Source organism: Ruoffia halotolerans (assembly GCF_014049385.1).
Classification (GTDB): domain Bacteria; phylum Bacillota; class Bacilli; order Lactobacillales; family Aerococcaceae; genus Ruoffia; species Ruoffia halotolerans.
On the sequence record NZ_JACAOA010000007.1, the window covers coordinates 83,777 to 92,524 of the forward strand.

The 8,748-nt window shown below is 34.9% G+C and carries 11 protein-coding genes; 5 read left to right on the plus strand and 6 right to left on the minus strand.

What is annotated here, in order from left to right:
• Positions 1-9: 9 nt before the first annotated feature.
• The 5 genes from HW423_RS04115 to HW423_RS04135 all read left to right on the plus strand — a co-directional run bounded on the left by HW423_RS04115 (position 10) and on the right by HW423_RS04135 (position 4,582).
• Positions 10-930: a phosphate/phosphite/phosphonate ABC transporter substrate-binding protein gene (locus HW423_RS04115; RefSeq protein ID WP_218930677.1), complete on the plus strand. Its 921-nt coding sequence runs from the start codon at positions 10-12 to the stop codon at positions 928-930.
• Positions 931-1,027: 97 nt separating this feature from the next.
• Positions 1,028-1,855, plus strand: a complete 828-nt coding sequence (gene phnC, locus HW423_RS04120; protein ID WP_218930678.1) for a phosphonate ABC transporter ATP-binding protein — start codon at positions 1,028-1,030, stop codon at positions 1,853-1,855.
• Positions 1,856-1,869: 14 nt separating this feature from the next.
• Positions 1,870-2,649, plus strand: a complete 780-nt coding sequence (gene phnE / locus HW423_RS04125; RefSeq protein ID WP_218930679.1) for a phosphonate ABC transporter, permease protein PhnE — start codon at positions 1,870-1,872, stop codon at positions 2,647-2,649.
• On the plus strand, positions 2,649-3,425 hold the full coding sequence (phnE, locus tag HW423_RS04130; RefSeq protein ID WP_218930680.1) for a phosphonate ABC transporter, permease protein PhnE: 777 nt from the start codon (positions 2,649-2,651) through the stop codon (positions 3,423-3,425). Before phnE (HW423_RS04125) ends, phnE (HW423_RS04130) begins: the two co-directional genes overlap by 1 nt.
• A gap of 14 nt (positions 3,426-3,439) precedes the next feature.
• The gene (locus HW423_RS04135; RefSeq protein WP_218930681.1) at positions 3,440-4,582 is read left to right on the plus strand and encodes a metallophosphoesterase; all 1,143 of its coding nucleotides are present in this window, start codon (positions 3,440-3,442) and stop codon (positions 4,580-4,582) included.
• 54 nt (positions 4,583-4,636) lie between these two features.
• On the opposite strand, the gene HW423_RS04140 is transcribed toward HW423_RS04135, so the two are convergent.
• From HW423_RS04140 to HW423_RS04165, 6 genes are all read right to left on the minus strand, one after another.
• A complete protein-coding gene (locus HW423_RS04140; RefSeq protein ID WP_218930682.1) occupies positions 4,637-5,275 on the minus strand; it encodes an ATP-binding cassette domain-containing protein in 639 nt (212 codons plus the stop codon).
• Positions 5,263-6,120, minus strand: coding sequence for a hypothetical protein (locus HW423_RS04145; RefSeq protein WP_218930683.1), 858 nt, complete (start codon positions 6,118-6,120; stop codon positions 5,263-5,265). The genes HW423_RS04140 and HW423_RS04145 overlap by 13 nt, the downstream gene beginning before the upstream one ends.
• On the minus strand, positions 6,117-6,944 hold the full coding sequence (locus tag HW423_RS04150; protein WP_218930684.1) for a hypothetical protein: 828 nt from the start codon (positions 6,942-6,944) through the stop codon (positions 6,117-6,119). Before HW423_RS04150 ends, HW423_RS04145 begins: the two co-directional genes overlap by 4 nt.
• Complete coding sequence (locus HW423_RS04155; protein ID WP_218930685.1) at positions 6,941-7,963, minus strand: hypothetical protein; 1,023 nt, start codon at positions 7,961-7,963, stop codon at positions 6,941-6,943. The genes HW423_RS04150 and HW423_RS04155 overlap by 4 nt, the downstream gene beginning before the upstream one ends.
• 99 nt (positions 7,964-8,062) lie before the next feature.
• Positions 8,063-8,434: a hypothetical protein gene (locus HW423_RS04160; protein WP_218930686.1), complete on the minus strand. Its 372-nt coding sequence runs from the start codon at positions 8,432-8,434 to the stop codon at positions 8,063-8,065.
• Between the two features lie 47 nt (positions 8,435-8,481).
• Positions 8,482-8,748 (minus strand): hypothetical protein (locus HW423_RS04165; RefSeq protein ID WP_218930687.1); only part of this gene is annotated, 267 nt, incomplete at its 5' end.

Below are 8,748 nucleotides of genomic sequence, written 5' to 3' on the forward strand. Positions count from 1 at the left end.
ATTCATACAATGTTTAAGAAAATCAAAACACTTTTATTAAGTAGTTTAGTATTAGGGGGCTTAGTGGGTGCTGTTCAACCTAATCAAGCTGTTGTTGCTCAAGAAGAAGAGGCTCTAGAAGTTCAATTCGTTCCGACAAATAACGATGGCTCAATGGAAGCTCGTGCACAACCTCTTGCTGATTTATTATCAGAGCAATTAGGTCGTGAAGTAAATGTTACTTTAGCAACTGATTATACGACGATTGTTCAAGCGATGGCATCGGGTCAAGTAGACTTAGGTATTATGCCACCTGCTGCTTATGTTCAAGCGCGTGACTTAGGCTCGGCTGAAGCAATCTTAACATCTGTATTAGGGGCCTTCGATGATGAAACAGGTTTACCAGTTGAAGGTGAGACGACTGGTTCATTCCAAGGTGAAATTTTAGTTCGTGCTGATAGTGACATGGAAGAATTAACTGACTTAGTTGGTAAAAAAATCGCAACATTAAGCCCTAATTCAGCATCAGGTTATATCTATCCTGTAGCAGAGATGATTGAAGCTGGTATTGATGTAACAAGTGATGTGACTTTAACAACAGTTAATGACATCCCAAGTGAAATTACTGCCGTATTAAATGGTCAACAAGATGCTGCCTTTGTATTCGAAGGTGCACGTAATGTGTTCCAAGGGGCTTTCCCAGATAACGACTTAATGGCAGAATTAAAAGTTCTTTACTTAACTGAAGGTGAGATTCCTAACGACGCCATTGCTGTCCAACCAGACATGGATGAAGAATTACGTCAAGCAATTAAAGATGCATTCTTATCTTTAGCTGAGACTGAAGAAGGTCTAGAGATTATGTCACTTTGGAGTCACCAAGGCTATGACGAAGTAGACGAATCTGTATACGACCAAATTAAAGAATATACTGAGATTGCTGCTCAATAATTTCTTCTAACGTTATATATGAGATAGCTACCTTTCACACGTAATGACTATGTCGGAAGGTAGCTTTTTTAATTTACATTATAGTGGAGGTATTCTAATGATAGAATTAAAAAATGTATCCAAAGTATTCGATAATGGTGTTGTCGGCCTAAAGAATATTAACCTTACCATTGATAGTGGTGAATTCGTCTGTATTATTGGTTTAAGTGGTGCTGGTAAAAGTACTTTATTACGGAGTTTAAACCGTTTAAATACGATCACAGAAGGTGAGATTTTAATCGATGGTGAATCACTCACGAATGCGAATGCAAAAGAATTACGTCAAATGCGCCGTAATATCGGCATGATCTTCCAACAGTTTAACTTAGTACGTAAAAACACTGTTCAAAAAAATGTTATTTCAGGCCGTCTAGGATACTACAATAATTGGCAAACTTTATTAGGCCTATTCTCTAAAGAAGATTATGCACGTACAGAGAACGCTTTGGAAAAAGTTGGGCTAGCAGATAAACTAAAAGACCGGAGTGATTCCTTAAGTGGGGGGCAACAACAACGTGTATCGATTGCCCGTACGATTGTTCAAGAAGCTGATTTGATCTTAGCCGATGAACCTGTTTCTGCCTTAGATCCAGTCACATCTGAGACAGTTATGAATGACTTTAAACGCTTGAACGAAGAAGCAAATCGAACAATTATTATTAATATTCACTCAGTACCTTTAGCTCGTAAATATGCTACACGAATCATTGGAATGCGTGCTGGTGAAATCGTCTTTGATGGACCAGCTTCAGAAGCAACCGATGCTAAACTGGACGAGATCTATGGGAAAGCCATCTTTGAAAATGAGCAAGAAGCTCAACAAGACGCCATAAAAGCTGGAATTGAAAGAGAAGTTCAACAAGATGTCCACAATGAAATACTATAGAATGGAGGCTAACGATGAAATTAAAACAAACAATTCATGAAAATCTGTTCAAACAACTCAGCCTCATATTCGTGATTGTAATACTGTTTCTCATGGCTGGCTCTGTTATCGATGCAGATTGGACAGAAGTGTCTGAGAACCACCGACAAGCAGTCGTCTTTCTTGAAGGCTTCTTACGACCTGAGTGGGGCTATATTAATCAATTAATCGTGCCGATGATTGAAACTATCTTAATGTCTGTTTCTGGGACATTTTTAGGGGTTATCTTCGCTATTCCCGCAGCTTTTCTAGGTACTTATATCGTGACCCGCAATTATTTTATTACCTACTTATTCCGAACTTTCTTCAGCTTGATTAGAACGATACCTAACTTGTTACTCGCTGCCTTATTCGTAGCCATTATTGGTATTGGGGAATTGACAGGGGTCTTAACAATTGCAGTCTTCACATTCGGTATGGTATCGCAACTAATCTTCGCCAATATCGAAACGATTGACGAGGGGCCGATTGAAGCGGATGAATCGATTGGTGCTACCCGTTTTCAAATTGCTGTGAATTCAGTTTGGCCACAAGTAGCGCAAAGTGTTTATGCATATGCCTTGTATGCCTTTGAAGTCAATGTTCGTGCTTCAGTGGTATTAGGTTATGTTGGTGCTGGAGGAATTGGTGTAATGTTAAACACTGCCTTAAGCTTTATGCAATTTGGCCGTGTTAGCTTAATTATTATCATTATTCTTATCCTGGTAGCTATTACTAACTGGATTAGTGAATATATTCGACGGGAGGTTATCTAATGACTAAAAAGAAAATCATTAATACGAGTCTTTTGATTGTCCTTGCGGTAATTATCGTCTATTCATTCATTCGTATTGATTACTCAAACTTGATTAATCTACAGTTTAATAATGTATGGAATATATTCACTAGCTTACTTCAACCTGATGTTAGCTATGTCTATGATGGTTCAAGTGAGGACTTAGTTCATCTAATGTTTGAGACAGTTGTGATTGCCTTTTATGGTACTATTCTTGGTTCAATTCTTTCCTTACCCTTTATTTTACTTAGTGCACAATCTATTTGGGGGCGTCTACAGTTTATTCCGCTTGCTACGAGGGGACTGCTTAACTTAATGCGTTCGATTCCAGCATTAATCTATGCGATTCTATTCGTTCGAGTGGTGGGTCCTGGTCCGTTCGCTGGGGCACTTGCTCTAGGTGTTCAATTAATAGGAATGTTAGGGAAGTTAGTGAGTGAAGAGTTAGACCGGATTGATGAGACACCCGTTGAAGCGATGATTGCTGCTGGTTCAACCCATATGCAATCCTTTCAATATGCTAGATTACCGCAAGTTGTACCAATTGCAGCCTCTCATATACTTAATCACTTTGAGATTAATGTTCGAAGTGCCACAACCTTGGGCTTAGTAGGTGCCGGAGGAATTGGTGCACCCATTATCTTCGCCTTACAACAACGTAATTGGGCACGTGTTAGTATTATCTTGATCGGTATTATTGCTGTAGTTGTGATCATTGACTTATTAAGTACCGCTATTCGCAAAAGATTACGTTAGAAAGTAGGTAAATAATGATGACTATTTCGTTACTAGCAACAACCGACGTTCACGGCTATATTGATGAAGGACTTGGAGACCTTAAAGGGCTTAAAGCCTCTTTAGGAGCTGATTTATTAATTGATAATGGTGACTTCTTCATTGGCAGTTCACTAGCAACTTTTGCTTATGTAAATGGTGGTGAATCACCGTTAGTTGGTATTGCTAATGATATTGGCTACGACGTTATGATTCCGGGTAACCATGATCTGGACTTTGGACTTGACTGGTTAATTAGCCAAGTCAATGGCCTTGAAGCCGATTATGTATGTGCCAACCTCTTCGATACTCATATGCAATTAGTCTTTGAACCCTATACTATTAAGGTGGTTAATGGGATAAAAGTTGCTGTTATCGGACTATTAACCGGTGCGTTTAATCGGTTAACTACCCGTTCATCAGTATTAGACGTGGTGGTTAAACCACCGATTAAAGTGTTAAACAGTTTAATCATCCAAATTAAAGACATGGCTGATCTGATTGTCGTTGCTTACCATGGGGGGATAACTAATAATCCAGTGACTGGTGAAGTATGGACCTACCCATCGAGTGAAGATGAGGCCTATCAATTAATGGAACAATTTCCAGAGATTGATAGTTTAATCTGCGGGCATCAACATTTTATAAACGCTGGGATTCATCCACGTAACATTGCCCTCGTTCAACCTGGTACTCAAGGTAAAGTTGTAGGTTACCAAGCTTTCAGTTTGAACCAAGAAAGCAAAGTAGAGATTCTAGAGAATAAAATTATTCCACTTACAGCACAAGAATTCCCTCTCGATAATCGTAGTGAATACGAAGATTGGTTAGAAACGGAAGTTGATCTCGCAAAAGTATCTGAATATATTACGACGGCTTATCCAGCTGACTTCCACTTCCTAAACTATACAGCTGAGACTTTGGATGATTTAATCGCTGACACACAAGGTCCATTTCCCTTAAGTCGATATTACTTATCAGGTGAAGAATTAGCAGAGTATCTTGATTTAGCTGAAGTTATTAATACTTCTAAGAATTACACTGTGATTGCTTCTCCTGGAATATTGCCTGAATACCGTATCCGTGAACAGTATTTAATTCCGTTATTTGATGAATTAGTTACGCATCAAGCATACTAGACAAAGAAGCGAATTTAGCACAAGGAGTGTGCTAGATTCGCTTTTTTGATGGGGTTAATTTAATTGATGAATTTGCCCATCTTGAATTTCAAAGACAACATCACATAATAATTCGATATCTTCAGAGTTGTGAGATGTTATTAAAATAATTCGATCTTCTTTCTTTAAGCTTAAAATAAGCTCTCTAATCAATGTAACGCCGTTCGCATCAAGACTATTCATTGGCTCATCTAATATCAATAACTCTGGTTCTTCCATGATCGCTTGTGCAATACCTAACCGCTGTTTCATTCCTAAGGAAAAGTTTCTAACTTTCTCTTTATTTTGTGGATCTAAGCCAACTGCTGCGATTACTTGAAGGATATCTTGTTTACTTATCTTCCCGTTTATATCAGCAAGTAACTTTAAATTCTGATATTGATTGTAATCCAAAATGAAGGAAGGAACTTCAATTAAAAAGCCTGTATTAGTAGCAAATTCGATGTCTTTACCTAATTTATTATTATCTAACCATATCTCACCAGTATCTATAGGTATTAACCCTAGAATGGATTTCATAAAAATTGTTTTTCCACTACCATTATCACCAATTAAACCATATATCTTGCCTGACAATAATTCGATATTAACATCAGTCAATAATTCTCTATCCTTAAATTTTTGACTCATATTTTTCACTATCAATTGCTCCATAATATAAATCTGCTCCTTAATTTGTCATTATAACCTATGTAATAGATTGCACTAAGCATTAGAATTATTCCAAAAGTTAATACGCTCATAGCAAAACTTAGCGTTGGAAAGCCATCTAAATTGGACGTAGAGATATTTGATAAAGATATCCAGGAAAAGACAGATATATAAAAACCATAAAATTTATCAAAATGTCTAATTGCCAAATATAGAAATATAAACACTGAATATAGAACTAACCCAAGCCCTGGTTTCAATAGGTTGAATAACATCAACATTAATCCTGCAAATAAAAAAATCAGCCCCATCATAACTACCGTCATTAAGAAGAGTTGAAGTGGCGTGTAGTTAACAATTAATGTAGAGGGGATATTAATTACTATACCGTATTGATTGCTAATATCTGGATAGTAATTAAGTGAGCCAATTAACTTTCCCCAAGCATTTATTTGAAACATAATATATGGCAATGTTAAAACGACATAGCTAAGTATAATATTTATTAAATATATAATGATACTAATGATGATGAATATAATTTGTGAAGTAATCCATTTACTCATAGAGGTTCTTTGAAGCAAATAGGACTGCATCTCATTATTCATAGGGATATTCGATAGTATTAGCAAGAAAGATAGTGTAATCACAACAATATAAATTGGATCAGTATGCAAAAATGGATACAAAAATAAATTTGCCTTTAAATCAAATTCACCTGTAAACTCTAATATTGGATTCAAGACGGAGTACATATACATCCACTGCAAAATTAAAGCAAAGAATATTCTTTTTTGGGTATAATTTGTAACGATGTGAATCCAAGTCAATTGTAATATTTGTCTCATCGATATCCTCCTTCAACTTGCCGTTGATGTAAAATAATAATGAACAAATAAATAATCAGTATTGTACCCATTAAGTAAATGATAGGATAAACTGTTGCTAATCCAATACCTTCTTCAAGTTCTCCCCCACCAAAATAACGATCTAAAATATTATAAAAGGAAAAAACTTTGCGTGGATCTAATAACATTGGTAATAATTTTAGTTTGTCTAAAAAGATAGTTAAAACGTTCATTGTTAAAGGCACAGTGTATAAAACAAGTTTACTCTGACTAAAGAAGCTGACGACTAAACTAACTAAAATAACGCAAGTTATCTCAGCTCCTTGCTTAAATATTAACCAAGCATAAAACCACATTGGTGAATTATTCCTTATTAAAAAACCATTGGTTAAGTTATATAAAATATTCTCATTACTCTCTATCGGTGTTGTAAGCAGAGGAAAGCTAAATGACAAACAATAAATTATTATAGCGTTACTTAGTATGACAACAACAAAGGTCAGAATAATGCATATCAAAACTTTACTAAAAAAATATTTCTTCTTTCCCATTCTAGGCAGAGTATATTGAATAACTCCTTGTCTAATATCTCTGGCTATAAAATCAGCAACTAACAGATTAGCAATTGTAACTAAAGCTAAGGATATCGAAGTATGATTAGTACTGATTGTCCATATATACGCTATATTAACATCATTAGTTCGATCAAAAAATAACTCTTGAAAGAATGGTACCGTTAAAAATAAGATATATCCAGATACAACTAACACAAAATAAAGTGTAAAAACTGTATTCTTTACTTCATTTATTATGTATTTAATCAATATAATGTTAGCTCCTTTTTAGTTTCCGCATCAATGAACACATAATTTTGAAAAATTTCACCATCAACATTTTGCTCAACAATACCTAACCATACTGGAAAGTAGTGCTCTGTTTCTACATCGGTATTAGAACCTAATAAATGCAAATACACTAAATCTAAGGATGATAATTGGGTATCATTTAATATGATTATGTTATTATATTTCTTTTCAATTAATGATATTATTTCTTCCGCATTCAAATTAATTTGATTGAGTCTTTCACCTACTTGGTTATATCCCCGGAGATCTGCATTTTCTATACCATTTTCAGAAAAAGTTAATTGAAACACTGTATCTTCAGCAACAATACCTGCTTCATAATCCCCCATTGTAAAATCATTAATAGGGATATCATCTATAAAAAATTTAACGGAAGCCATATATAAATCAGTCGCAATCTGACTAATCTCCTCATCGCCACCTTCAAAGTTAAAGTATTCTTTTAATAATGTACTCATATCATTTGCTGTGATGCTTTGTAACTCTATTGAATAGTCTAATTCAATACCTAAACTATGTATTAAAGTGTCAATTTCTTGCGTAATTTCCTCTCTAGTCGCAAAAGATAAATCATCCTCCGTCGACACTTCAAGTCCATTCTCTTTAACTACATTTTGAACATCATAATACACAAAACCTTCACTTCTGGTATATCCATAAGCAATGCTATTCTCCACTTGAGCAACACTCAATATATAAGACTCATTCTCAAATGAATACCGTTCCATTGTTAGTTCTGGTATTGAACTGTGTTCAAAATCTGTCACTTCCAGATTATGATATGCTGCTACTCCTTCTAAAAAGTCATTCACATCTTGCTGTATTATTTCATATTTAAAACTTTCTTCTGGATATTCTTCATGTATAAGTTCATCACTAACTAAATACTCACCTTGTGCAGTAACAGTACTTAAGTTAATATTCACCATAATGATCAATCCTAACAAACTAGTAAATAACTTCATTAATTTATTCATAAATCTTCTCCTTATCCTATGATATGAAAAAAACTACATAGCAGTCTAATCTCTCAGAAAAAAATTTCTATGTAGTAAATAAGATTTCATAATTCTTTATTAAGGTGCCCAATATCCTTTAACTGTCGCACTATTTCTAGGTTGACCTGCGTCCATTGATGCTGCTAAGTAATAATCTTCACCGGCTATTGCTAAGCCACTATAGTACGGAAGATATTGTCGGTAATGACCAGAAAAATCTTTATAATCAGTTGCTATACCGCCACCTCTTGCAAATCTAACTCGAAATGTAACATATATTCCACCATAAATTCCCGAATCTGGAGTAACTGCAGCAGAAGCATAATCATATTTTTTTCTGTAGCCCCCACTAGTCCTGTAACCTCCCGCAGTAACATTAACTGTAAATGGCGTTCTATCTTGTGCAGATACCTCATTTTTTGGAACAAATATCGTAGTAAAAATTAGCATACACAAAAATAAAAAACTTTATTTTCTTTTTCATAGTAATAACCACTTTATTCTTTATTTTTTAATTTATTATATGGATTATCGTCTAATTTGAAGTATGAGATCTTATTGGTTTCTTTATTGATATATATTATCGCTTCTAAATTCCACGTTTGCTCTTCATTCTTTTCAAGAGGTTGCTCCCTTAAGGTGAATTTCAGTTCTTTCTTAGTAAGATTTTTTTCATTTATTTCACTCAATACTTCGATATCTTCTACTGAATAATCAGCTATATTCTCCATAGATAGATAATAAATCTCGGTCAAATCACCATT

Bases quoted from the DNA above. Each gene is read 5' to 3' on its own strand.
- HW423_RS04115 (WP_218930677.1), top strand. From the start codon at position 10: ATGTTTAAGAAAATCAAAACACTTTTATTAAGTAGTTTAGTATTAGGG.
- phnC (WP_218930678.1), top strand. From the start codon at position 1,028: ATGATAGAATTAAAAAATGTATCCAAAGTATTCGATAATGGTGTTGTC.
- phnE (WP_218930679.1), top strand. From the start codon at position 1,870: ATGAAATTAAAACAAACAATTCATGAAAATCTGTTCAAACAACTCAGC.
- phnE (WP_218930680.1), top strand. From the start codon at position 2,649: ATGACTAAAAAGAAAATCATTAATACGAGTCTTTTGATTGTCCTTGCG.
- HW423_RS04135 (WP_218930681.1), top strand. From the start codon at position 3,440: ATGATGACTATTTCGTTACTAGCAACAACCGACGTTCACGGCTATATT.
- HW423_RS04140 (WP_218930682.1), bottom strand. From the start codon at position 5,275: ATGGAGCAATTGATAGTGAAAAATATGAGTCAAAAATTTAAGGATAGA.
- HW423_RS04145 (WP_218930683.1), bottom strand. From the start codon at position 6,120: ATGAGACAAATATTACAATTGACTTGGATTCACATCGTTACAAATTAT.
- HW423_RS04155 (WP_218930685.1), bottom strand. From the start codon at position 7,963: ATGAATAAATTAATGAAGTTATTTACTAGTTTGTTAGGATTGATCATT.
- HW423_RS04160 (WP_218930686.1), bottom strand. From the start codon at position 8,434: ATGCTAATTTTTACTACGATATTTGTTCCAAAAAATGAGGTATCTGCA.